Genomic DNA, 24,876 nt, shown 5'->3' on the forward strand with positions numbered 1-24,876 from the left:
CCTAATCGATTAGAAGTTTACATTTAAGCCAAACATATACGAACGTGCCGTCGGATAGGAGGCCATCCAGGTGTTGTCGTAATTGAGGACCTCTCTGATATTAGAAATCGTATTCAGATTGTTGACGCTGGCGTTTATATCAATACCATTTACACCGACCTTTTTAGCAATTTTGTGTGGCAATTTATAACCAAAGGTGATGTTCTTCACCTGTACGTAGCTCACCTTTTTATAGTACCCGTGCCCCAATGGATTGAGATAGCCGGGTGAAACGATCGTCGCATTGGGATTCTCCGGTGTCCAATAATTGGCATCGTGGACGTAGTTGGTAATCCCGAAAGTCCAGGCCCCAAGATTGGCCATGTGATCATCGCGCCATACATCAAAAACCCCGGTTACCAACGCAGATGCATAAAAATTTTTGTAAGAAAACCGATTGGCTAAAGATGCTGTATAGCGTGGATTTTTAGATCCGATGACCACCCTGTCACTCGCTTCTATCTTGCCGTTACCGTCGCGGTCGTACAGCTTGGCAGCTCCGGGTGCTGCCCCATCCACAGTAACGGTTTCTCCATTTTGCCATACACCGATCATTTTATAATCGTAGAATACTCGTAATGGCTTACCAATAAACCAGTTGTTGGCAATATCATCGATACCGTCCCCCCTCAACTCGACAATTTTGTCTCGGTTTAAGGAAAACACAGCGGTCGTATTCCATTGAAAATTTTCCCCTTTCACGTTCGTCGAGTTTAAGGTGACTTCAATACCTTTATTTTGGGTGGCGCCGATATTGTCCCAAATGCGATTATACCCGTTCATGATAGGTACGGTGCGGGTCATCAGTAAATCTTTCGTTTTAGAAAGATAGGCATCGATAGTTCCTCCCAATCTGTTATTAAATAACTGAAAGTCCAGCCCCAGGTTGGTCGAATAGGTGGTTTCCCATTTCAGATTAGGGTTGCCCACACCATCACCGGCCAAATAGGCTGTCGTAACGGCAGTACCATCATCGCCCCAGATATATTTTACATTGGAGTATAAGCGGTCTAACGTGCGGTATGGTGTAATCGCCTGGTTACCGTTGGCACCATAAGAAAGGCGGATTTTCAGCATGTCCAGCCATTTGGCGTTATCTTTCAGAAAACGTTCCTCCCCGATTTGCCACGCCGCCGCTGCGACAGGAAAAAATGCATATTTATTGTTGATACCAAATACCGAGGCTCCATCTGTACGTCCTGTCAGGGTCAATAGATACTTGCCTTTGTAGGCATAATTTATCCGGCCCATGTATGACAGCATCGCAGATTCCGATAAGGAAGCGCTGTTGGAAACAAGACGGCTGGCCGAACCGATCATAAAGTATTCGGTATCATCGGTTACAAAACCTGCACCGCTCTGGGCTGTTGACCAGCTTTTCGTTTTTTGCATACTGAATAAACCCGTCACATCAAAACGATGATCGCCGATCTGCCGCTCGTATTTGAGCAGGTTCTCCCAGGTATAATCGTTATAATTGGAATTATTAATGGAAGCACTACCTCCGGCCTGCGTACCCTGATCCCTGCCTTCAAAGGTATTGCGCCCGTAATAGGTTCCGGTAAATCCGTTCCGATAATTATAACCAAAATTTGATCGTAAGGAAAGACCCTCCACCGGCAGCAAAATATTGGCATAGCCAGAAAGAAAGAAGTTGTTATTATACCTATCCTGAATCGCATTAACGTTGCGCATCGGATTGACGATCAATGAATACTCCATGGGTTCGGGCACATACTTCCCCGATTCGTCTTTATAGCTCCCATAAGGACTTTGTTTTATGGCATGTTCCAAATTTGGCGTAATACCACCGTCGCTTTTCCGGGTATATTGCAGGCCAACACCAGTGGTTAACCATTTATTAAAAGTCTGATCCACATTTGTGGTAATATTTAAACGGGACAACTTAGAATTGTATACCACACCCTCTTGATCCAAAGCTGCAAGGGCAGCCATATATTTTGTATTCTCTGTACCACCGGAAATGCTCAGCTGATGATCCATGGTCATGGCTTTTCGAAAGACGTAATCCTGCCAATTGTTAGTAATGCCTTTCGCATAATTACCGCGCTCTGTTACGCTAATAATATCCCCGGCGATAGGATCTAATAGCGCTCCAGTATAGCCTTGCCTAATTCGGGCAATATCTTGTTGAAAGCGGATGTATTCATTTGGCCCCATCACATTGATGCGTTGCATAGGCTCGGCCATGCCGATCAAACCTTTATAGTTTACCTGAGCTCTACCCAGCGCCCCCCTTTTGGTTTGTATCAGAATAACCCCATTGGCCGCACGCGAACCGTAGATGGCCGAAGCCGAGGCATCTTTTAAGATCGAAAGGTTTTCGACGTTGTTGGGATCGATATCTGCCAGGGATCCGCTGTAGGGAATACCATCTAAAATAATCAACGGACTATTGTTGGCCGATATCGAATTTTCACCGCGTATCAACAGGGTCTGTGATGCTCCCGGCGCAGCCTCGCCGGTCGTAATGGAAAAACCGGCCACCTGCCCCACCAAGCGATCCATCAGGTTTGAGGTAGATACCATGCTGAGCTGCTCTTTTCCAACCACGGCCAAACCTCCTGTTAAATCTTTCTTCTTGGCTGTACCATACCCTACGACCACAACCTGATCCAGGACATTATTTCCTGACATCTTCACATTGATGATTCCTGATGGATTGACCTTTAATTCCTGGTTATTAAAACCAATGTAGGTAAAAAGTAGCGTAGCCGTGCGTGGCGCCAGAATGGTATAACGGCCATTTGCATCTGTCTGAACACCGGTTTTCGCTCCTTTAATCATGACCGAAACACCCTTAAGTCCTTCTCCTGCATCATTGGTGACCTGACCTTTGACATTTATTTGATCTGTTGCTTGCGAATAAGCATAATTAGCCGCCACCACCGATAGGGTAGCACTCATTATCCAGCTCCTGAGCCAGAAATGTATTTTTTGTATCATTGATTTATAATGGTTAGTTTAAAATTTACTTGCGTCCTTTACTTTCCCTTTCTCGTAAAGAATATGAGTTTAAAATAGGTCTGCTTCAATAGGCTTGGATTTTTAATTTAAATTTTGTGATACATACTATCTCATTGCTGCAAATGCATGCGCAATGCAGACGGCAAGACTTCGTTTTCGTCCTTATTGACGAAACCTAAAATTCCGTTGCGCGTTGCTATTGATTTTTGTAGAGTTCGGATTACCCTGCGTGAGCCTAATCACGTGGTCGGGAGGAATTTTCATACACATATTTTGCTTTTTTAAAATTGGTTAAGACAAAACTATAATCATCACCAATTCGTAGGGTTCGTTTTTGTACGAAAATGGTTTGATTTTGTACAAAAGGCAAAAACATGTGTTTTTCGCTGTAAAATGGGGATTAGAAGCGCTTTATTATTCTTTTTTTATACACATTAGATGATCTAGGATAACCGTATCGCTTGGTTGCACATCGATAGCTTCACCCCGACCTTTATAAATGATATCGCGGAAACTGGCCTGCGAGATACCTTTGGCTTTTATCGGTTGATGACTGATTAAATTTCGTACAAATAAGCCCTGGACATGCTCGCCATACTCGACCACCAAACCTTGTTGTGCTAGCGGACTGATGACCATATTCTCGATAAAAACATGACTTATACGGAGCTTACCCACAGGCATAATCCGTATGGATCGGTGTGAAATTGAATAGAAGTCCTGCCAGTTCTGGAGATAAATAGTTGAAATGTTGTCGATTTCGCCCCTATAAATCGAACCACTTACCACATTTACATTTTCTTCACCTGCTCCCACTCCGGTATCTGTCAACCCTATATTAATAAAGTCGTCACCGCTTTTACCTTTGCAATTCGCAATAATAATATTTTTGCAGCCAAAACGTATGCCCATGCCGTCTTGGTTCAAAATCTGTTTGTCTACTCCATCAACAGTTACTGCCTGCCTCACATTAAAAGTAATATCGCTTACCTTACCGTTTGTACAGCGTTCCAATACCAGTCCATGCCCATGATAATCCTTTAATGTAATGCCGCTAACCTCAAATACATCGGTGTGCGCCAATATAATGGCGTGGTTCCGCCATCCACCTTTTTGGTTCTCTCCGGGCTTACCTGCATCCGTACCATAAGATTGTCCAAATCCGCTGGGATTTAAGGACAAGATTTTATTATGGTCACCGGTAGCTCTGGGATGATCAGCACCTTCTAAAAGAACATTTCCTTTTCCAATAATCCGGATATTCTTTGTGGGTGCTATATCTTTAATTGCCAGCCCTGCATTTGCAGAACGAATAAAATTATCCCGGCATTTATCCGATAGCTTAATGGTACAGTTATTCAATTCAAGTTCAAAATCACCCGGAAGCAAAATGGCCTGATCGATGAGCCAGACACTTTTTTTTGTTACCGCATCGTATTTAGGGATCACTACTTTCCCAGTCGACTTTTTTGCTTCATTTATGGCTTTTTGTATACGTTCTGACTGGGAACCACTTTTGTTTTTATTGGGGCTGATGTAAGTTTCATCTAGCTTTTGGGCGACAGCCGCTGTCAGATAAATTACGTTAAACAAGCAAAAGCAATATGTAAGCAGAAGCGTTTTTCTAAAAATTGTCATTTTCATGATCGTTAGGATTTCAAAAATATAGAATGGCCTTTCACCTATCTGAAAGGGTATATCGGTCAACTATTGGCTGTATTTTTATTTCTTTCCACTGGAAACCTTTTTCTTAAACTCTGAAGGGCTCAGTTCAAACTGTTTTTTAAAACAGACGCTAAAGTATTTGGCATTGTTAAACCCGGTTTGGTAAGCAACTTCCGCTATCGTCAAATCCGATTTTTCTAACAGATAAGCACTTCTTTTCAGCCGCATATTCAAAATAAATTCTTTGATGGACATTCCCACAATATCATGTATTTTTTGATAGAGTATGGTTCTACCTACGTTCATATCAGCCACAAAATCTTCTACGGAATAACTGGCATTGTCAATATTTTCTTCAATGACCTGAATAGCCTTAATCAGCAGTTCCTCGTCCATGGAGGTCACGGTTACATTGGAGGGATCTACCTGAACGTGTTTGCTGTATTTTTCTTTTAGTTCCCGCTGATTTCTTAGAATGGTTTCCGTCTGTTGCAACAGGTAGTCAACATGAAACGGTTTATCAATAAACACATTGGCGCCATATTCCAATGCTTTTATTTTATGCTGGTTGTCATCTCCCGTACCCGAAATCATAATAATAGGAATATGGCTAGTCTTAAAATTTTGCCTAAGGCTACGGCATACTTCCAAGCCATTGCGATTTGGCATGATCAAATCGGTAATAATAAGTTGCGGATAAATTTTTTCGGCTTTAATTAAGCCTTCTTCGCCGTCACTTGCTGTATATACATTATATTTTTCGGCCAGACGCTGCTCCAGGTAAACACGCAGCTGTTGGTCATCTTCAATGAGCAGGATATTATCTGTCTTTTTTATAGGGATCGATCCTGTTTCTGGGACTGCAGTATCCTGCGTAATAATATCGTCGATTTCAGAAACGGTGTAATCATACACATTAGGCTGCATGTCGCCTGCCCCGGCCTGTTTCCTTAACGGTAGTAAAATGGTAAATGAAATTTTATCGGTCTTATTGACCATCCATATTTTACCCTCCAGCACATCTACCAGTTCTTTCACAATGGCAAGTCCAAGTCCTGAACTTTCTTCAAAAGTTGGCCGATGAGAAGATAAGCGGTTGAAAGAAGTGTAAAGCATCGCGATCTGTTCTTCAGAAAAACAATCACCGGTATTTATAACTTCAATGGAGATGTATTCGACTTCCTTCGGATCTAACGAAGGAAACCGTTCTTTTTCTTCTGCTGTTGCACTATAGATACGTACGCCCACATACCCATTATCTGGTGTATATTTTAGGGCATTGGAGAACAGATTAGTCAATATTTTTTCGATAACATCGTAATCAAAGGCAACATATAAATTGTCCTTGTACGCGGAAATATTGGTTTCAACACCTTTTTTATTGGCATAGAGCTCAAATAAGCTAAATAGATCCCTTACAAAATTGATAAAATCACCAACCTGCGGATTGAGCGTAATTTTTTGGCTTTCTATTTCGCGAAAGCGCAGCAATTGGCTAATCATCCGCTGTATTCTGGATACATTTTTCTCTATTAAATCCATGTATACCAAAGCGGTATCATTGGCCACAATAGTGTCTTTGAGTTGTTTAAGCGGCTGTAAAACCAAGGTTAGCGGTGTTTTTAAATCGTGTGAGATATTGGTAAAGAAGTCGGTACGCGCCTGGTTCAGCTCTTGCATATTCTGTTCTTTTAAACGCTCGAGTGCTAATCGCTCTTTAAACACTCTTTTATTGCTGTAATATCTCATTATGAAAAAGAGCAGAGCAAAAACAAGTGCGGCATAGCAACAATATGCCCACCAGGACAAGAAAAATGGTGGATCGACATGGATATATAATCGTGATATTTGATCGCCCCATAGCCCATCATTGTTGGAAGCCTTGATTTCAAAGATATAATCTCCGCCCGGAAGGTTGAGAAACTGTACAGATTTCTGGTTGGCATGACTGATTTGCCAGTCTTCACCTAGCCCCAACATCCGGTAAGCGAACTGGTTCTTCTCTGCGGATAGATAACTATTTGCCGAAAACTTAATTTCTACATTGGACTGGTTACTGGAGAGCCTTATCTTGTCTTCTTTTTGATTGGAAAGACTGCCAATGTCTTTCGTTAAAACTGATGAGCCATCCGCTGGTTTCACGAGTTTATTGTTGACCAGAAATCCTGTAAAAAAAACTTTCGGTTTTTGCAGATTTTTATTGAGGTACGCCGGATCGAAAAGTAGAAATCCATTGGTACCGCCAAACAGCATTTCACCCCTGGAAGTTTTGTAAGCGGCATGAATATAAAATGAACCAATGTTATTTTCCTGATAAAATCTGGCTTTCTCAAATTTACTGGATTTCCAATTGAAACAAAAAAGACCATCACTGGTACTTAACCAGATATTTTTCGTGGCAACATCTTCTAATATGCCAAATACCATTTTCGCCGGGAATCCGTTACTTACACTATAGTTGACATATGTCCCATCTCTTTTGAGTACATTTACGCCTTTACCCAATGTCCCCAACCATACTTCGCCATTTGAAGTTACTGTATAACTACACAGGTAATTTGCTGAATAGGAAGCATCTTTGAGCGCGTAGTGTTTCAATACCTTTAACGTATGGGGATTTACAACAAAAAATCCTTGATGGCTAATTAAACAGAGCTGATCTTCGTTATTCACATATAATGCTTCGACTTCGAGTTTCATTTTTTTGCCCTGCGCATCAAGGACGCTCACCATCTCTATAGGGTCTAGCGGCTTCTTTCGATATAAAAATGATTTATCGGGATCTGTCATCCACCAGGTGCCTTCCTTATCGTTTACAAAATCATAAACGGTGAGCGGTTGCTGGCTCTCCGGAGAGCGGAAATTGAAACTGCTGAAATGCTGATTGTCCACATCATAACTACCAATACCGCCGTTATAGGCTGAAATCAACAGTTTTTTACTCGTTCGGTCAAATTTCAGGCGTTTAATCATATGGGGACTCGACGAACTACCCTGCGATTTTTCTGGAGGGTTAAACTGATCCTTTTTTCTATTCCAGTAATTCAGGCTCCCCCCCTCGGTACCGATCCATATATTTCCCAGATGATCTTCCTGAAAACTACTGACTATGGGGTGATTGAGTCCCCCTGGGCTGGGCTTGAAGTAACGTACTCGGGAATCGTAAAGCGAGCAATAAGCTATTTTACCACCGTAAGTACCTATCCAGGCCCCTTGGTCCGGATCCGGATAAATTGTCCATATCGAGTTATTCGGTAATGAATAAGCATCGTTCAAGTTCATTTGCAAGGTGCTGCTGCTTTCATTGGATGGATCATAAAGATACAATCCAGCTTGCGTAGCCACCCAGATCACCCCGGTTTGGTCCAAATATAATTTTTTGGTTAACACGGCTGAATTTCCCATTATACTTACTGGGATCTTCTGTTTTAAGGTACCTGTTAAATCTGTTACATGGATTCCCCCTCGTTGTGTTAAAAAGTAATATTCCCCCCCGTATGCGACCGCATCGTTCACCTGATTTATCGTACTACCAAAATCCGCGAACTGGATGAGGCGTTTTTTCGTCATTTCAACTTGATACACGACAGCCCCTTGGCTTAGAAACACCTGATCTTTAGCACTCAATATATTTTGGAAAGACTTGTTTTTGGGCAATAAAAAGCTTTCTGTCTGTTTATTTTGCGGATTATAGCGTAGTATGCTATTGTCTGACAGCATGTAAACCTGACCATCGCTATGTACACAAAGCGAACGGATCATTCCGGGAACCACGACATGAAAAGAAAACCGTTCGTAATCGAATTTTAATAAGCCTTGCCCAGAAGCTAGAAACAGATTTCCCTTTTTATCCCGAATTAAAGAACCATAACCCCATTTTTGCGTTGGTTTGATCGCAGAGACGATATCATTTAACTGATAAAAACTATTGCCATCGTACATGAAGAGCGCATCGGGCCCCGTGTACCAAATACGCCCTAAACTGTCTTTTGCGATACTTTGTATACCGCCATAGTAGGAAGTTTCGGGCATAAGATGAAACCTATACCTCGAAAGATCGATACCGAGAACACATTGCCCCCAAAAAACGACGAAACAAATTATCAGACTGTATTTATTCATTTACCGATGCTACTAAAACTGTTTAAATTTCAATCCAAGATTTACGTGGGCCAGTTACAATCAAAATATCCTGCTACTAATTGTTGATCAGTGGTTCTATAAACTTCGATTATCATACTATTAGGCAATGAGCTTCGTCGAAATTCTGGCCTTAGCGCTTTTTCAGCTGTTCAGATCCATTTGAAGCCCACAGTACCAATTTACTTAAAAACAGGCGTTGGGGACAAACTTATCTTCTTTTGCTGATTATTTTTGAGTTCGAAGATTACAAGTTCATTTTTTCCGGGTATTAAATCCTCCGAAGGAATTAACATCGACTGCTGTTTTTCTTCCTCCCAGTAAGATCCCAAATATTTTTGATTTAACCAGACCTCGCCCATTCCCCATCCTGTCATATTAAGATACTTGTTTCCGGACAGATTGTGTTCGAACTGACCTTTGTAAAAACCTGGGCTGTCATTAGCTGCTGATCTTTGTTCAAAAACCAAATCCTTCAGTGGATAATTACGCACCGTTAAGGGGATCATTTTCCAGTCTTGAAGGTCGTTTCCGTCTAAAGTAATGGTGCCAAATAGCCCTTTTGAATTATCTGTAATTTCTGGTCCGTAAGTGATCCGACCAATATTCTCGACATAAAATTGAAGCAAGTGTTTGCCTGGATTTGCTTTGATGGCTAGTTTTTTACTCTTATCTGTCAGGCTACCCTGTACCTTACCATCGACATAGACCACGGCATAATCGCGTACGTTTTCCAATTCCAGCTCTTCGCTTTCCGCATCAGTGTTTATCTCGGTCTGATAAAGTACATAGCCCGATTCGATGTCCAAATCATTAAAGGATAATACATTTTCCGCCTCGATAGCCTTATTATAAACCTGGTTTACAGACGCTTTCTCTTCCAACCTAATTTCCTGTGCCATGAGGGGCTGACCAAAAAAAACAGTCATCATAGATAATATCATTGTTCTTACCATTGTGTAAATCTTTCTTATTTCTCTAAAAATGATTGAATAAAAGTTTCGTCCACAGCCACTTGCGGCGAGAATTTCTCACTTTTTACATAATTATCGATACTGTACAACAATTGTTGGGTAGCGGGACGGTTATCCATATCATTTTTGGTATCCAATGCCAGTACCAGCAATTTCCCGCCGTGCAGTTTGGCTTCAAAACCAATACCCAATTTCTGGTTGTTGTCGTAGCTGTCGATGACCTGTATAAAGGGACGCAGTTGTTGTGGTGCATGTTGCATTTCAATTACTTTTGCATGGTTCAGGATATCCCACCACTGCCAATCGGTATGGTATGAAGTAAGAAAATCCTTAAACATGGCCTGCTTATGATGAACCAGGTTGCCGATGGTCATCGGTGCCCATGCAAACATAATGGGGTTCCAAAAATGATTGTGAAACAGTGACTTTCGACCCTTTACCTGGTCTGGAGAAGGATAAAGAACCACGGTTTTACCCTGGGCCAACTGCCTTTTTGCAGCATCATCGTAGACATCGGTGTACAATACATTAGCTGTAGACTGCATCAGATGTTGATGCTTTGGATATACCCAAATGTCCCAGCTATTCTTAATGCTATCGTTTACCGCAAGATGAACCGTAACTTTTTGGGTGCTGATATTTTTTAGGGAAATCTCAAATTCACCTACCGGCGATACATTTTCGTTGGCAATGGTTTGCCTTTTCAGCGTTCCCTTTTTCAATACGCTGCCAGCGGTATCGGTCAACCACCATTTAATTTTCGCATTTTCAAGTGCAGAATTGCTAAAGTTATATACCTCGGCTTTACCCCGAAATGTTTCTGTGTTGAAAAAACTGCTTTTATCGTAGCGCAGTAGAGCGACCGTTGGCGCACAAAACTCGCTGAATTTTTCTGCTGTTACCAATCCTTTCGAATCCCAGAAAGGATCGAAGATCCCCACGGGCGCATACCCTTGTCCCGGAAAGTCATTCATCGACAAAAGCTGAAAACCGGCCGATTTACCTGATCGCAACAGGGCTTCGATCACGGCTTTGTACTCCAGCACGGTCAACGCACCAGATGCTCTGAAGAAATCCTTTGCTTGGTCCAACATGCCATTTTTTTGTAATAGATCGCTAAATACTTCAAAATTGCGGGCCTCTACGGGACTGTTGGCATATTTCTTTATTTCATCAAAATTTGGATAAATACAACGTTGCCCTGACTCGTGTGAAATGACGGGCACATCGACATCAGATTCCAAATTCTTGTCCCAATCGGTACCGGGCAGACCTTCGTACACCTTCACCGGCCCTTTATTGGTTTGCTGGGAAACGTAATATTGATCTGATTTAACCCGTGTTCTTGCCGTAGAACCGCTGTAAAGATGGCGGGGATCAGCTTTTCTGCCTTCGGCAGTCAGCTCCTCGATAAAGTCGAAATTCCCGGTAATTTCATTTCCGTTGCAGTACAGAACAAAAGAAGGATGGTTGCCATATTCTTTTAAAATAGCTTTAATTTCCCTACGGAAGAAGTTATATCTGGACTCGTCGGGTTCGGCATCTTTGCCCCACATAGGCATTTCCACTTCAAAATATATTCCATGTTTGTCTGCCATGCGAAAGGCCGCCGCCGGCGGGCACCATGAATGGAATCGTAAATGGTTCATGCCATACGTCTTCATCAGCACCATGATTCGTTCCCAAGAGGCATCGTCGAGCGGAGCATGGCCTGTTTTTGGAAACACTGCATTTTCTACATTGCCTCTTAAATGGATGGGACGATTATTGAGCAGTACATGGTTTTTTCCTTGTTTTACTTCACGCATACCAAAGGTGGTAGCCTTTTCATGCCGATAGCTGTTTTTGCCGTCAGAGGTATTCAGTTGACAATTTATACGATAGAGGTTTGGGTTAAACTCATCCCACAATTTGATATGCTTACCTAATGGAATAGTGGTCTCTACGAAGGTCACCGAATCGGTACTTACCAATGCAACTTCATCCTTAAGGCTGTAATTTGTTCCCTCGATGACGAAAGACACTTTGCCCTTTACCTGTTTTTTGGTCGCATTATTTACCCGTAATTTTACTTTTATGGACTGATCGGCTATAGTTGGATATACCTGAAGATCTTCCAGATAAACTGGGTCTATGGCCAGCAGCTTTATTTCTCCTAGAATACCGTTCCAGTTAATCTGTGTAAATTCAGTATGCGCATGGTTCCATTTGTGTGTGTTATACTGAAATCGGTTATCGATACAAATGGTAATACGATGCTTTTTTCCGGGTTTTAAGGAAGTACTCAGATCGTGATTGTGAGGCACACTCACATAATCGATGCTGCTAACTTCCTTGGTATCTACGAAAATTGAACTTAACCAGTGGGTGCGCTCAAAATATAGGAATATTTTTTTTCCCTTCCAGTCAGCAGGAATATCGATATCGCGTTGGTACCATGCCGGCCCCATGTATTCGTATTTTCGGGTCAGACGGTCAATATATTTATAAGGATTTTGATATCCTATCTGATAATCGTCGGTAATACCCGGAAGTTTAATTGTTCCTTGTAAACCGTGATTATAGCGGGGAGACAGGGAGCCCCTTCGAAAATCCATCACGTCAGTTTGGAAGCCCCAAGTACCCGATAAATCGATGACATCTTGCGCCTTTAAAAAGGTTGCTTGCACTAGAAACCCCAGTAGGCATATTATTTTAACGTATTTGTATATACTTATCTTGTATTCGTCCATTTTATATTTCGATTATTTATGTACTTTCATTCTCTTCACCAACCTATTCTGTGCGCGCCAGGCCGAATAGCCTTTGTCAGTGTGAAATTGTCTTTAAGGGCTGTTTTCGAAGCGCTAAGATTGAAGTTCTATTTATTCTCATAATAATTCTTCATTAGATACCAGGCTTTTTTGCGATAGCCTTGATCCGACACCAGTCCTTTTCGGTTCCAGCCATCTTGATTGGTCGGATGAAAACGGAAAGGCGAACGGAAATCAAATAGCACCCAGGGTGAAGTTCCGCGCAGGTTTGGGATATGCTTAAACATTTCGAGGTTGTTTTTGTATAAAGTCTCTTGGTAATCTTCACTCCATGAACTGACGACATCCTTTTCGCCCGTTTTGCCATACAACGCCTCGCCTCCAAATTCAGAAATAATTAAAGGCTGGCCTTTTGCCACATCCCATACTGCTTTATTAGCAGAAACTGGCCAGGAATGGTACCAGCCTAAATATTTGTTGACAGCTACGACGTCCAATTCTTTCGTAAAAGGATCATCCATAACAAAGGTTTCCTTCTCCTTATTGAAACGAACAAGATCAAAAGCAGCGGTTATAAGCCTGGTCGTGTCAACGGCTCTGCATGTAGCAATCAAATGCCTGATAAAAGCATTTCTAGGCTCGGACGGTTGGGTTTCATTGGCTACCCCCCAAAAAGCGAGTGCGCAACGATTTTTGTCTCGAGCAACCATTTCCCGCATCATTTTACCGGCTTTATCTTTGGTCGATTCATTTTCAAAATCGATGCCCTGCCATATGGGAATTTCTTCCCACAACAAGAAACCCATTTTTTCGGCCGTTCTCACGATGTATTCATTTTGTGGATAATGCGCCAAACGAATCATATTACAGCCCAAAGCTTTCGCTTCTGAAAGCAGCATCACTGCATCTGCCTGTGAAAAAGCACGACCTTTGCGCTGAGGTATTTCCTCATGAAATGAAATGGACTTGAGAAAAATAGCTTCGTCATTCAGGAAGATATCTTCCCCTTTTACCCAAATATTGCGAAAACCTATTTCCTCTTCTATTTGATCATCGCGCGTTGAAATCTTCACGTTATACAGTTTAGGTGCAGTAGGCGACCAACGTTTGATTTCTCTCGATAGGAATGAAGTTTTCACTTCTCCCTGAGCATCTGTTTTAAGCGTTTGTTTTAGTTGTAGTTCCGGTATTTCGATAGTTACCGAGGAATTGGCTATCTTTTCCGAAAGTTTGACCTTCGCAGTGATTTTATCGGCTTTGGTTTTGTCCAATTGAACAAAATAATCATCGATAAAAACTTTTGGCGTGCTTACCAAAAAGACATCTCGGGTGATACCGCCATAGTTCCACCAATCAAAGGCCATTGCCGGAATGGCATCAACCTGCCGGCTATTATTTACCTCAACTGCCAAAAAATTATCGTTTTCTTTAGCTGCATCCGTTATTTCAATCTGAAAGGGAGTAAAACCACCTTCATGTTGTGCAATCTCTTGTCCATTGAGATAGATGCGACAACGGTAATTTACAGCAGCAAAATATAAGAACAGCCTTTCGTTACTTTCTTTCAATACATCGAACTTGCGGCCATACCAGATGGTACCTTCGTAATATTTAAGTTCAGGCATTTGACTGTTCCAATCCGAAGGTACATTTAAACGGAGACCATTCTCGAAAGCGTATTCATAAAAATCAGTCTTATTTTCGGCCTTTTTATTCAGATAGATTTGTTTTTTTCTTCCCTGGTCGTATAAGTCTACAATAGCGTCCCACTTTCCATTTAATGATTGAGTTCGCCTACCATACACATTGGCCATATTCTGCTGAGCAACAAGGTTGGAGGTTATCAGGCTAAAAAAAAGGGACAATATCAAAGATAGATTGATCAGCTTTATCATAATAGGTGTTAATTGTTTATAAAATTTTCTATTTTACCTGCAATGCCGAAAGCTTTGTCCAACCCTGAGCCGTCAAATCTCCATCAAGGGCAAGTTGAATTGCCGGCTTATTTTCCTTGGTTGTATCAACAATGGCGACTGCCCAGCTATATATTCCTGCAGGTAGATCTACTTTTGCATTTATTTTATAACTTGCAGCAGCACCTTTCAACCAAGCAGACGGTTCACTCTGAAGATCTACAAAAATCTTTCTAACATTCCCTTTGGCATCTAACAGTGCAAAAGCAACTTTATATTTGTAGTTCCATTGTGGAATATTATTAGGAAAATAGCCCCAGCCCATATTCTGCCAACGATGGGAGATTTGCGCTATCTTTCCCGACTTGATATCTTGAGGGAGATTGATTTGGTCTGGATATACACGGTACCCCCCTTCTGTAATAAACCGTTGAACCAGATCAAAGGACTTAAACCAGGATTCAGTTTCTCCCCCCGCTCTAAAGTCCATCATATTGACATGGGCTTCGGCCGACAGGTCGAACTCTCCTTTTCTAACATCCTCATCATGACCTTCTCTATATTTTCCACTCGGGTCTATCCAATAACGGTGCTTACCTGGAGCAATAATCCAGCCCCCTTCCATAATGATAGGACGCTTAAAATTCCATTTCCTGGCAAAATCCTTTTCCCAATTCTGGTAATAGCCAGTCATGCCAAAAGCATCTTGGCGCAAGCTATAACCTTTATCAATAGCTTTATCCAACAAGCGTTCACTGTTCGGGTTGACTGCTCCCCAACTTTCGGGATGACCTACAAGACGATGGTAGTTGATAACCAAAGGAACTTTTGTGAATGTGTTGGCATATAAACTGGTCACCCAGTCCAAGGTTTCTTCCTTTATTTTTTCAGTACTTTCGGGCGTTGCCATTTTGGGATCTTCATAGACAACATAATGTGCTTCACCCCATTTTCCTAAGCCATAGGCATCAATAAAAGAGGTCTTTTCAGGATCATTAAATTCCTTGGCCAAAGCTGTGATAAATTTGGTGTAGTATTTTCTAAATACCGTATCCTGAGGATAAGGGGTTTGTCTATCGGGATGATTTTTATTTTCCAAATAATATTTGGCTCCAAGGTCGAACACAAATTTGGGTGTATTTTGCCCCTGGTCGCGGCCATCTACCACTATACGGAGCGCTATGGGCAACCCTCTCTTTTGCGCGCCTTTTAAGAGCTTTCCTATTCTGGAATTTGGATCATCCCAGGCATAAACGCCTTCACTGGGATTCAGAGAAGACCAGCTCGTGCGTACATAGCATGCCGAAGCATAATCGATGACCTTTACCTTTTTACCCAATGCTGGCACAAAATATTCGATATCCCAATACGAATCGTCGGCATTACGGGGAGCATACATTACCCAACCATTTAAAGGGTTGCGCAAGACTGAATGTCCATCGTATTTTGGCTTTAATAAGATATACCCCGAGTTGCCGGCACCGCCTTGGGCTTTATTTTTTTGAGAGAAGCCAAGCGACGCGCAAGTACAAAATAAGAGGATAAAAACACTTTTGATTATCCTATTTGATATTATCTGTCTGTTTATTATTTCGTATCTGAACATATTTTTTAAGTCTATTGCTTGTTAGTTTTTGGATTTCCGTTTTATCAGCCCCCTTCTTATAGTTTATAATTTATTGGTGTGTTCAAATCAAATTGATTTATTGGGATGCATTACAAAAATAGCTATGTCAGGCTACCGCTATGGTATTGGTTTGTTCAGAAATGGTTCGTTTTTGTACAAAAATTGGATGTCGATGTCTTTCTTCATTTGTGATAGAGCTTTCCTGAGCGCTTCAATTTTTGCACAGGATAATATCTACTTTCTGCTTAATTTCAAACTATAGCACAATCTGCCTTACCGCTGAAGCTTTTCCAAAAAAAATCCAATCCAAAAAATAAAACTATTTTCAAATAGCCGTTGTTCTTACTGTACAAAACGTCTACAAGCTGCCTTTCGAAAGAAAGGTTCAACATAAAAATTNNAAACGATAGGAAACATAAAAAATTACTGTACAACTAAACGCTAAGAGAAAGGGTCTGATAAGAATCAGACCCTTTTGACGTAAAAAAGCCAAATCTTGCGACGTGGCTTCGAACTAAATTTAAACATATGATTCACTAGTGCTTTACTTGTAACTTAGTTTCGCAACGCACTAGTTGTTAGATATTATTTGTACGAATTGATCGATTTGGATACTTTCCAGTCATTGCCTACACGTTCCAAGGCAACTAAATCTGTCTTGGTGAAATCCTCAAATTTCAAGGTTAATTTAGCGACCATATAGTCTGCCGATTCTTCTAAGATGTCTGTGCTTACTGTACAGTTTAGTTTCTCGCCTTTTTGCTTTTTCAAGGATTTAACGACTTCGCTACGGCTGTTAGACTGCGCATTGGAAGCTTGGATCTTTTGATTGAAATCAGCTGCGAACAACTGCTCTACTCCTGCTGATTCGCCCTCCGTAGTGACCGCAACATAGTGATCAAGTGCCAAGTCTGCTGCGGAAAGGTTAACGTTTGCTTTTGTTGCTTTTGCTCCAGGTCCATCAGCTGCTATAGCGAAAGTTGATACTGCGATTAAAGCTGCTGCTGCGAATGTTTTTACTAGCGTTCTCATAATGTCTTTATTTTATTATGTTAGTTTTTTGTTCTTATTTGTTGACTCAAAATTACAACACAATAGGCCCCTAGCCTACCGGCTTTAGACCAACGATCAGGAAAACTCGGTGAATGGGGGAAATGGGGAGAGGAAAGGGTTTAGAATAAAGCACTGAATTTTCGATAATCAGACTATAACAGCTATCTTTAATAGCAAAAGCTTCCACAAGTCCAAATGATTGAAATTTACCATCAACACTATAAAGTATTCATCTATACGGATCACCAATATACAGTTGAGTCTACCGATAATTTCAGACTCTACAAACAGGTATATGTTGATGATTCTTGTGATCGATATAGCAACGTATCTAACATTGCCATTTTAGTAAATCATGGTCAAGATGAAGTGGCTAGTGCCATTCTTTGTGATACAGGGGTTTTCACAGGATTGAGCGAATCCTCCTTTATAATCGAGGAGAGTGTGCTTTATATTTGCGCAGGGAATAAACTATATTATTTAAATATACCAGACTTAACGCTCAAATGGACAGGACAAGTAGATCATATAACGAATTTCAGTGTTCAGAAATTAGAAGATGATCTGCTCGTTCATGGTGAACTCGAAATCACAAGAATAACAAAACTCGGAGAAATAAAATGGCGATTTGGAGGACACGATATCTGGGTAAATAATAATGGTCATCAAGAAGTGACAGTATTACCGAAAAGTATACAACTGGTCGACTTCAGATCGCATTGTTACCAACTAGATTTTGATGGTAATATAATTACTTAGAATTAAATCGGAATTTATATTCTACAATAGTGGGAAACAATACTCATAAATATTTTTAGGATTTTTTCTAGAAATCCCCATAGCAGTACATTCGATGTTAATATGGTCGATTATTGCTCACAGTACCTATAGGTTTTTTGATCAGAAAGCCTATTTAGATATAATCTTCTTTCGCCATAATAGCTATCAATCCGGTTAATCACAGCGATTGGGGAGTCAATTCCCAGTCTGCTATAGAGCGTATCATTCCGAACGAAATTATACGTATCATTAAACACAAGGATATCCTGCATGTCACTATTATCGCCACAATTTTTCCACACGGAATTCGTTAAACTCTTGTTTTTACAAGAAAAAAACAAAAAGCTCGGTCCCAAAATAACAAGGAGAAATTTTAGTCTCATCGTAAAACTACATTGCATAATATGTACGCTAACAATAATACATAATTTTCGCCGGATCAAGCAATCTAAAGAGTGTAATTCCTTTACTAATGACCATTATAGAACAATTATATCCACTTCCGTACAGTTACTATAATAACCCATTAGCTTTTCACTCTTAAAATCAACATAAAGGAACCTGAATCAGTACAAATCGTTGAAGCAGATGAAAATAGAATCAAAAAACATGAAAGATTAACCTTAAAGGAAAACAAGCTCATCGTCTGATTGATAAACAAGCCGAACCATCACTTATGGTTGTCGGGATATATCAAATATGTACCATGTAGGTTTGCCAAGTGGTGAATTTACGATAAAGCAACTTAAGGGTCGATATATTCAAATAATTGAATTTATCTTCTTGTTTTAAATAGCGTAGTTCATTATTTTTATGGAAATACAAAATTTAACAAAGACCATATAAACGAGATATCAAAACATGGGTATCAGAAAAACACTTCAACTTTTAAATTATAATAACCATGGGAATGACCCAAAGAGACATACGTGCATCTGAATTAATCCACATGAAAAAACTAATATTTACTATCCTTTTCGTATCATTATTTTCACTAGGTTATGCCCAGACTACAGTTCAGATCTCAAAGACATCAAAAGGAGCACCTATTATGTTTGTTGATAGTGTACAGATAAGCCAAGCAGACCTGCAAAAATTGAATCCTAACGACATAGCTTCAGTCAAAGTATATAAAGATAGTCAAGCATTTAAACACATTGACAGTAATGCAAATGGAGCCCTCTACGTTGAAACAAAGCAATTCTGCAGAAAACGCTTTCTTAACTACTTCAAATCTAAATCATCAGCGTTCAAGCATCTATTGGAGTCCCAGGGTAGCGATGACGGTTTTCATTACATCCTTCATGGAAAATTACTTGGCAAAGGCTATGAAGCAAAGCTCGCAGCTATTAATGACAAGTTTTTTAAATCCATAACAATCATCGAAAAAAAGGAACTTGTGGACAGATATGGCGCTACGGACAAGAATTTCGGAATATTAATTGTTTCGGATGAGCCAAAAATTTAAAATAATGGAAAATAAAACCGAGCATATAATTCGCTTGTATAGCAACAAAAAGAAAACATTGTTAATGCTAATTGGTTCGCTACTGTTTGTCGCAGGTGGTATTTTCTTTGTAATGCATCCGGAGAGTTTTGACGGTGAACCTCTAATAACGAGGATGATCGGTATCCTATGTATTTTATTTTTTTGTTTCGCCGCCATCGTATTCGTCCGATATTTGATTTCAAACCGGCTACTTCTTGAGATTACGGATCAGGGGCTACATATCGTCGATATACACAAAACTTTTATCGAATGGCAAGATATCAGTGGGTTTAAGGAAATAGCAATCTATTCAACCCCTATTATCATTATCCTAATTAAAAATAGTAAGGCAGTGATAGACGACGAGCCCAATATGATCAAAAAGAAAATGATGCAGTTTAATATGAATTATGGTTCGCCATACAACCTTAGTAGCGGCAATATGGCTATAAGGCATAAGGAGCTATTCAGACTCTTGAATGAAAAACTCATAAAATATTCGAATAACAACGAGTAACAAAACCGGATATTTCTCCGCTACGGCAAAAAGCAAAGCCATTTCAAAAACTGTCAATTTGTTAATTACAATCCTTTTTTACTAAAAGCTGATATTTCAACTATGAAGATTTCCTACACTATCCGTATAAAATTTTAGTGAAACACGGCTAGCATCAAAAACTGTTCTATTAGTGAAAATATATGTACTTCTGGGTTTCAATGAAAAGGAATTCATTTTACCAAACCGAAATGACTCATCTACCCTGTTTTTACTATAAATATCTTTTAAATCTACAGTCTTTTGATGTCTTACATTACCCTTCAATAGAAAGTAATACGAAGTATCATTTTCTTCTATTTCAAAACGTACAATGTCTCCTTCTTTTGATACTATTTTTTTTTCATTCAGATTAATGCAAATATTATTTCCAGCACAACCTACCATTGAATAAGCTATCATCACTAAATATAGAAAGAACACATCATTATTTATTTTCATCATCATTTTTATTAACTCCAATGCTCATTTAACAACAATCCCCTAGATTACTTACAATATCAAAAAGAATCTTTTCAGTAGAAATTATAACCTATACTTCCCTTGGTTAATATCCTTTTCAAAAATTTCCAAATTTGATTTTGCTCTAATTGACCCAAGTTCAGCCCCCCTTTTATATAATTCGTAACTCATCTTTAAATCTTGCCGAATCCCTTCGCCTCTTTCATAAAAATCCGCCAGGTTATTATAAGCCTCTGCATAGCCACCAGTAGCGGACTTTGTATACCAATAGATACATTTCTTTGGATTGTATAATGGGTTATTAACACCTAAAAAACTAATTGAATCAAACTGCTGCGCATAATCATATTGACCTTCCGGATTACCGCTATAAGCGCTTTTTTTTAGGTGATCAAATGCCAGCCAATATAATTTGTGCTTTTCAAAGTTCTTGTTCTTTCTCAAAATCTATGGTTTATTTCTTATTTCCCAATAAGGGATTTCTATTTTAAGCCAACACAATTTATAAAAAAAATCACATTGATAAAACTATTTCAAATTGGCTATTGTTCTTACTATACAAAACGGCTACAAGCTACCTTTCGAAAGAAAGGTTCAACATAAAAATTGGCGTCGTACAGTGAAAATCCAATGGTCTTTAAAAACATTGGATGACGAAACAAAAAGAGGAAACGATAGGAAACATAAAGATTACTGTACAACTAAACGCTAAGAGAAAGGGTCTGATGAGAATCAGGCCCTTTCGACGTAAAAAAGCCACATCTCCCGGCGTGGCTTTAATAAATAGATGATTCACTAGTGGTTTGTCTTTCATTACTGGCAAACCACCAGTTGTAAAATTCTATTTATACGAATTGATCGATTTTGATACTTTCCAGTCATTGCCCACACGCTCCAAAGTAACTAGATCAGTCTTGGTGAAGTTCTCAAATTTCAAAGTGACTTTAGCCACCATATAGTCTGCTGATTCTTCTAAAATGTCTGTGCTTACTGTACAGTTCAAGTGCTCACCTTTTTGCTTTTTCAATAGTTTAACTACGGCACTACGCCTGTTACTTTGCGCATTGGCCGCTTGGATCTTTTGATTGAAATCTTCGGCGAATAACTGCTCTACTCCTGCAGATTCGCCCTCTGTCGTCACCGCAACATAGTGGTCGAGCGCCAAGTCTGCTCTAGAAAGATTAACGTTTGCTTTTGTTGCTTTTGCTCCAGGTCCTTCAGCTGCCATAGCGAAAGTAGATACGGCGATGAGGGCTGCTGCTGCGAATGTTNNTTATTGTGTTAGTTCTGTTGTTCTTATTTGTTGACTCAAAACTACAACACACTACGCCCCTAGCCTACGGGCTTTAGACTAACAATGAGGAAAACTCGGTGAATAGCGGAAATGCGGAGGTAAACGTATAGTACAAATCCGGTACAGAATACCTCATAAAGTTTTTGGAATAGCCAGCCACATTCAAAAAATAAATGACTAATTTAATGCCGGGAAAGGCTTCCTATACGCGGGCAGTCGATCACCACTCAATAATATATTATACCTAATATTCTTTTATGGAAGATCTAACGACAATTGATGCACATCAGTCACATCCAAGAAATGCTTTTAAGGCAGGTGTATTTTCTTTAGTTTTTCCTGGCCTCGGGCAGGTCTATAACGGACAGATAAAAAAAGGTATTCTTTATTTTGCCCTGAGTTATCTCATTCCTGTAATTTTTGCTGTTACCCGTTGGGCAACCTCCTTTACCGGAATGGTCATTTTTATGACGATCGCGATTTCATTCCTTTTATGTATGGTAATGGATGCTATACGGAATGCAAAAAGACAAAAATTTTATATACTCAAACCGTACAACAAATGGTATAACTACATATTGATCGCCATCTTTATCTTAACAATGAACTTTGTGTTTGATATAAAAAAAATGATAGGCATACAATCTTACATTGCTCAAACAACAGCCAATACCCCAACGATTCTGGAAGGCGACTGGATTATAACAGATACAAAAGCCTACGAAAAAAATACACCTAAAACTGGTGATCTGGTTACGTTTACTAAAGAAGATGGTCAGTTATTCATGTATCGTATCGTTGGTCTGCCCAAAGACACGATCTCACTTAAAGACAATATTGTATCGATAAATAACAAGCTAAGTAAATCTAAATTTATTGCAGACAGAAATATAGAAGGTATAGACTTTTCTGAATTGGAAGAGACATTTCCAAATGGACACAGTCATCGCATCTATAAAAGTAAAGAAGAGTTTGATGATGGTATGATGAATATGAATGATTTCGTTGTTCCGACAGATAGTATTTTTGTATTGGGCGATAGCAGAGATCATGCGTTTGACAGCAGATACATAGGCTGCATCGGCAAGAATCAAATTACGGGACAGATTAAATACAGTTATTGGGGTAAGACTGGGTTCAAACGAATGAATATAAAATTCTGACAGGGAATCACGCCACAGGTATATACTCAGAAGGGGCAGAGTATACCCGATATGAAAGCCTAAACCAAGCTTTTAGAGCTTAAATAGTTAATAAAAATCCGTCCATGAATATGGACGAGGATAGGTCAGCTGATATATCATTTGTTCCCTTTCAGACAGATGATCATAAAAAGCACCGAATTCACTCAAATATTCCTCACCCAATCCCATTCTCCAAAACATATCCCTACTGTCCTTATCGGAAAACTTCGACCAAGGTGCTTGCATAGCGTTTTGAAGTGCTTGAAATTGCCCAAATTGATCTAGAAAATCTCGTACTTCCATCAATGCAAAGCCCAATAAATTTTGACCACGCCAACAATAGATGTTTTCAATATCGACGTCATCTTGTGCAAGTCCAATACCCCAGATGGCATCAACGGGGCTTGCCTCAACAAGAACTCTATTTTCTGTTTTTAACAGATATTCGGCCAGCGCCCAATGTTGATTAAACTTATGGATGTTTCCGTTCTTAACGATCTCAAATTTGCGTTCATTCCAAATCTGATCATCATAGCCTACAACTTGCCTTCCCAACTCTTTGGCCTCACCCGGTTTAATACAGTTGATGATTTTCTCAAAATTCTTCTTATCATCAAAAAGCAATGCTTTTTGGGCCATCATCCAATGTTCCGCAGTCCTATAGGTAATATTATCTACTGTAAACGGACTCTCATACCATTGACTGAAAACAAATTTTCCAACTTCCTGATTTTGCTTAGCTGTATGCCCCCAAAAGAAGAGAAATTTGAAGCTATCTCCATTTTCAAATCTATCTGTTAGCCACTTGATATTATATTTTATCATATGCTCAATTCAAAATTGATCGTCTATTATCCATAGACATACAATGATACGCAAAAAATTGAAGCCACATCTCTCGATGTGACTTCACAAGATAAATTGACCATTAGGCTGCTCGATTTTTTATTACTGCTCACAGAATCTATAGTTTTTTTGATCAGAGAGCCTTTTTAGATATAATCTTCTTTCGCCATAATAGGTATCAATCCGATTAATTACAGCGATTGGGGAATCAATAGCCATCCTCCGATAGACAGTATCATTCCGCACAAAATTATGCGTATCGTTAAAAACAAGAATATCTTGTAACCCGCTATTATCTCCACAATTTTTTCCAAATGGAATTTATTAAACTGTTGTTTTTGCAAGAATAAGGAAAAAGGCTTAAGCCCAAAATAACAAGGAGAGATTTTAGTTTCATCGTAAAACTAATTTGAATACTATGGCAATAGTAAGTAATTTTGCTAAACTATTCCAATCTCCGATTTACAGAAAAGTTTTCTGAAAATGGGTTATAAAGCTTTAAACCTTTGGAATCTCATCAGAATAAGTCCTCATAAGTAACAAGAAAAATTACGGTCAATGTTGAGCCACAGGTCAGACTGCGGCACAACATACATATTAGTTATTTTTTGTCACGAAAAGATCATCAGCTCCCTCATTGATAGGGATATACAATCTTTCCCAGCTTTTTGAATGAACCATTTCCCAGCTATGCCCAGTACCTTTCAAATCTTCAGCCAAAAGAATCGTCCCAGGTTCGATTAAAAAAGTTGAACCATCGCTGACTTTAAATCTGATTTTACCTTTCAGCGTAACCACGTATTGTCTTCTTGGAGCTGGATGAGCATTTTTCTCCCATTCTTCTGTTTTATTACTTGTCCAAAATGTACTCGTATTGGCGTGTTTCAATGTTGGAATAAAGCCTTTTTGAAACGAGCAGGTTCCATCCGGGTTGTTAATCAAACGTACTGCAGGCATTTTACCTTCGGCTTCCACGTTGACCTCCTTAATTTTTCCATGACCTTCTTGCGCTTTCACAGCGTTTAAGCTTGATGCTGCCAGTACGCAAGCAATAGCTAGTTTGGATATCATTTTCATTTTGTAATGTTGAAATTATTATTTTGTTGTTTTAAT

17 protein-coding genes are annotated in these 24,876 nt (G+C 39.7%); 4 read left to right on the top strand and 13 right to left on the bottom strand.

Translation table 11 applies throughout. From position 1 onward, the window contains the following. Window positions 1–9: 9 nt before the first annotated feature. From B3H30_RS24500 to B3H30_RS24535, 8 genes are all read right to left on the bottom strand, one after another. On the bottom strand, window positions 10–3,006 hold the full coding sequence (locus B3H30_RS24500; protein WP_286834991.1) for a SusC/RagA family TonB-linked outer membrane protein: 2,997 nt from the start codon (window positions 3,004–3,006) through the stop codon (window positions 10–12). Between the two features lie 435 nt (window positions 3,007–3,441). Continuing rightward, window positions 3,442–4,620: a glycosyl hydrolase family 28 protein gene (locus tag B3H30_RS24505; RefSeq protein WP_286834993.1), complete on the bottom strand. Its 1,179-nt coding sequence runs from the start codon at window positions 4,618–4,620 to the stop codon at window positions 3,442–3,444. Window positions 4,621–4,749: 129 nt separating this feature from the next. Beyond that, on the bottom strand, window positions 4,750–8,724 hold the full coding sequence (locus B3H30_RS24510; RefSeq protein WP_286834995.1) for a hybrid sensor histidine kinase/response regulator transcription factor: 3,975 nt from the start codon (window positions 8,722–8,724) through the stop codon (window positions 4,750–4,752). A 290-nt stretch (window positions 8,725–9,014) separates the two neighbouring features. Next, window positions 9,015–9,764 carry a hypothetical protein gene (locus B3H30_RS24515; RefSeq protein WP_286834998.1) on the bottom strand — a complete coding sequence of 250 codons (750 nt, stop codon included), beginning with the start codon at window positions 9,762–9,764 and terminating at the stop codon, window positions 9,015–9,017. Between the two features lie 38 nt (window positions 9,765–9,802). Then, on the bottom strand, window positions 9,803–12,538 hold the full coding sequence (locus tag B3H30_RS24520; protein ID WP_286834999.1) for a sugar-binding domain-containing protein: 2,736 nt from the start codon (window positions 12,536–12,538) through the stop codon (window positions 9,803–9,805). A gap of 128 nt (window positions 12,539–12,666) precedes the next feature. Further along, window positions 12,667–14,454: a glycoside hydrolase family 2 protein gene (locus B3H30_RS24525; RefSeq protein ID WP_286835001.1), complete on the bottom strand. Its 1,788-nt coding sequence runs from the start codon at window positions 14,452–14,454 to the stop codon at window positions 12,667–12,669. A 28-nt stretch (window positions 14,455–14,482) separates the two neighbouring features. Then, window positions 14,483–15,871: a DUF4832 domain-containing protein gene (locus tag B3H30_RS24530; protein ID WP_201639625.1), complete on the bottom strand. Its 1,389-nt coding sequence runs from the start codon at window positions 15,869–15,871 to the stop codon at window positions 14,483–14,485. A gap of 813 nt (window positions 15,872–16,684) precedes the next feature. Further along, a complete protein-coding gene (locus B3H30_RS24535) occupies window positions 16,685–17,131 on the bottom strand; it encodes a hypothetical protein (protein ID WP_201639626.1) in 447 nt (148 codons plus the stop codon). A 216-nt stretch (window positions 17,132–17,347) separates the two neighbouring features. Between B3H30_RS24535 and B3H30_RS24540 the strand changes: the two genes are divergently transcribed. The 3 genes from B3H30_RS24540 (at window position 17,348) to B3H30_RS24550 (ending at window position 19,938) form a co-directional block, all read left to right on the top strand. Further along, complete coding sequence (locus B3H30_RS24540; RefSeq protein WP_070566389.1) at window positions 17,348–17,911, top strand: hypothetical protein; 564 nt, start codon at window positions 17,348–17,350, stop codon at window positions 17,909–17,911. Window positions 17,912–18,836: 925 nt separating this feature from the next. Next, window positions 18,837–19,400 (top strand): hypothetical protein, encoded by a 564-nt coding sequence (locus B3H30_RS24545; RefSeq protein WP_070566393.1) that lies wholly within the window; start codon window positions 18,837–18,839, stop codon window positions 19,398–19,400. 4 nt (window positions 19,401–19,404) lie between these two features. Continuing rightward, window positions 19,405–19,938: an STM3941 family protein gene (locus tag B3H30_RS24550; RefSeq protein WP_070566412.1), complete on the top strand. Its 534-nt coding sequence runs from the start codon at window positions 19,405–19,407 to the stop codon at window positions 19,936–19,938. A 96-nt stretch (window positions 19,939–20,034) separates the two neighbouring features. On the opposite strand, the gene B3H30_RS24555 is transcribed toward B3H30_RS24550, so the two are convergent. The 3 genes from B3H30_RS24555 to B3H30_RS24565 form a co-directional block, all read right to left on the bottom strand. Beyond that, window positions 20,035–20,424 (bottom strand): hypothetical protein, encoded by a 390-nt coding sequence (locus B3H30_RS24555; protein WP_070566396.1) that lies wholly within the window; start codon window positions 20,422–20,424, stop codon window positions 20,035–20,037. A 78-nt stretch (window positions 20,425–20,502) separates the two neighbouring features. Continuing rightward, the gene (locus B3H30_RS24560) at window positions 20,503–20,883 is read right to left on the bottom strand and encodes a tetratricopeptide repeat protein (protein ID WP_070566398.1); all 381 of its coding nucleotides are present in this window, start codon (window positions 20,881–20,883) and stop codon (window positions 20,503–20,505) included. A 397-nt stretch (window positions 20,884–21,280) separates the two neighbouring features. Next, window positions 21,281–21,667 (bottom strand): hypothetical protein, encoded by a 387-nt coding sequence (locus B3H30_RS24565; protein ID WP_286835004.1) that lies wholly within the window; start codon window positions 21,665–21,667, stop codon window positions 21,281–21,283. A gap of 323 nt (window positions 21,668–21,990) precedes the next feature. Here B3H30_RS24565 and lepB point away from each other — a divergent pair, with 323 nt between their 5' ends. Then, entirely contained in the window at window positions 21,991–22,896 is a 906-nt protein-coding gene (gene lepB, locus B3H30_RS24570) for a signal peptidase I (RefSeq protein WP_070565288.1), read from the top strand. 87 nt (window positions 22,897–22,983) lie between these two features. On the opposite strand, the gene B3H30_RS24575 is transcribed toward lepB, so the two are convergent. Next, window positions 22,984–23,742 carry an NADAR family protein gene (locus B3H30_RS24575; RefSeq protein ID WP_070565286.1) on the bottom strand — a complete coding sequence of 253 codons (759 nt, stop codon included), beginning with the start codon at window positions 23,740–23,742 and terminating at the stop codon, window positions 22,984–22,986. A gap of 618 nt (window positions 23,743–24,360) precedes the next feature. Next, a complete protein-coding gene (locus tag B3H30_RS24580) occupies window positions 24,361–24,834 on the bottom strand; it encodes a hypothetical protein (RefSeq protein ID WP_236586113.1) in 474 nt (157 codons plus the stop codon). Between the last annotated feature and the right edge of the window lie 42 nt (window positions 24,835–24,876).

Source organism: Sphingobacterium sp. UBA7038 (assembly GCF_002494055.1).
GTDB classification, from domain to species: Bacteria; Bacteroidota; Bacteroidia; order Sphingobacteriales; family Sphingobacteriaceae; genus Sphingobacterium; species Sphingobacterium multivorum.

What these genes read in the sequence shown, in the direction of transcription:
- B3H30_RS24540 (WP_070566389.1), top strand. Translation starts at nt 17,348, where the DNA reads ATGATTGAAATTTACCATCAACACTATAAAGTATTCATCTATACGGAT.
- B3H30_RS24580 (WP_236586113.1), bottom strand. Translation starts at nt 24,834, where the DNA reads ATGATATCCAAACTAGCTATTGCTTGCGTACTGGCAGCATCAAGCTTA.
- B3H30_RS24500 (WP_286834991.1), bottom strand. Translation starts at nt 3,006, where the DNA reads ATGATACAAAAAATACATTTCTGGCTCAGGAGCTGGATAATGAGTGCT.
- B3H30_RS24550 (WP_070566412.1), top strand. Translation starts at nt 19,405, where the DNA reads ATGGAAAATAAAACCGAGCATATAATTCGCTTGTATAGCAACAAAAAG.
- B3H30_RS24555 (WP_070566396.1), bottom strand. Translation starts at nt 20,424, where the DNA reads ATGATGATGAAAATAAATAATGATGTGTTCTTTCTATATTTAGTGATG.
- B3H30_RS24515 (WP_286834998.1), bottom strand. Translation starts at nt 9,764, where the DNA reads ATGATGACTGTTTTTTTTGGTCAGCCCCTCATGGCACAGGAAATTAGG.
- B3H30_RS24545 (WP_070566393.1), top strand. Translation starts at nt 18,837, where the DNA reads ATGGGAATGACCCAAAGAGACATACGTGCATCTGAATTAATCCACATG.
- B3H30_RS24530 (WP_201639625.1), bottom strand. Translation starts at nt 15,871, where the DNA reads ATGTATGCTCCCCGTAATGCCGACGATTCGTATTGGGATATCGAATAT.
- B3H30_RS24565 (WP_286835004.1), bottom strand. Translation starts at nt 21,667, where the DNA reads ATGGCAGCTGAAGGACCTGGAGCAAAAGCAACAAAAGCAAACGTTAAT.
- lepB (WP_070565288.1), top strand. Translation starts at nt 21,991, where the DNA reads ATGGAAGATCTAACGACAATTGATGCACATCAGTCACATCCAAGAAAT.
- B3H30_RS24525 (WP_286835001.1), bottom strand. Translation starts at nt 14,454, where the DNA reads ATGATAAAGCTGATCAATCTATCTTTGATATTGTCCCTTTTTTTTAGC.
- B3H30_RS24510 (WP_286834995.1), bottom strand. Translation starts at nt 8,724, where the DNA reads ATGCCCGAAACTTCCTACTATGGCGGTATACAAAGTATCGCAAAAGAC.
- B3H30_RS24520 (WP_286834999.1), bottom strand. Translation starts at nt 12,538, where the DNA reads ATGGACGAATACAAGATAAGTATATACAAATACGTTAAAATAATATGC.
- B3H30_RS24575 (WP_070565286.1), bottom strand. Translation starts at nt 23,742, where the DNA reads ATGATAAAATATAATATCAAGTGGCTAACAGATAGATTTGAAAATGGA.
- B3H30_RS24535 (WP_201639626.1), bottom strand. Translation starts at nt 17,131, where the DNA reads ATGAGAACGCTAGTAAAAACATTCGCAGCAGCAGCTTTAATCGCAGTA.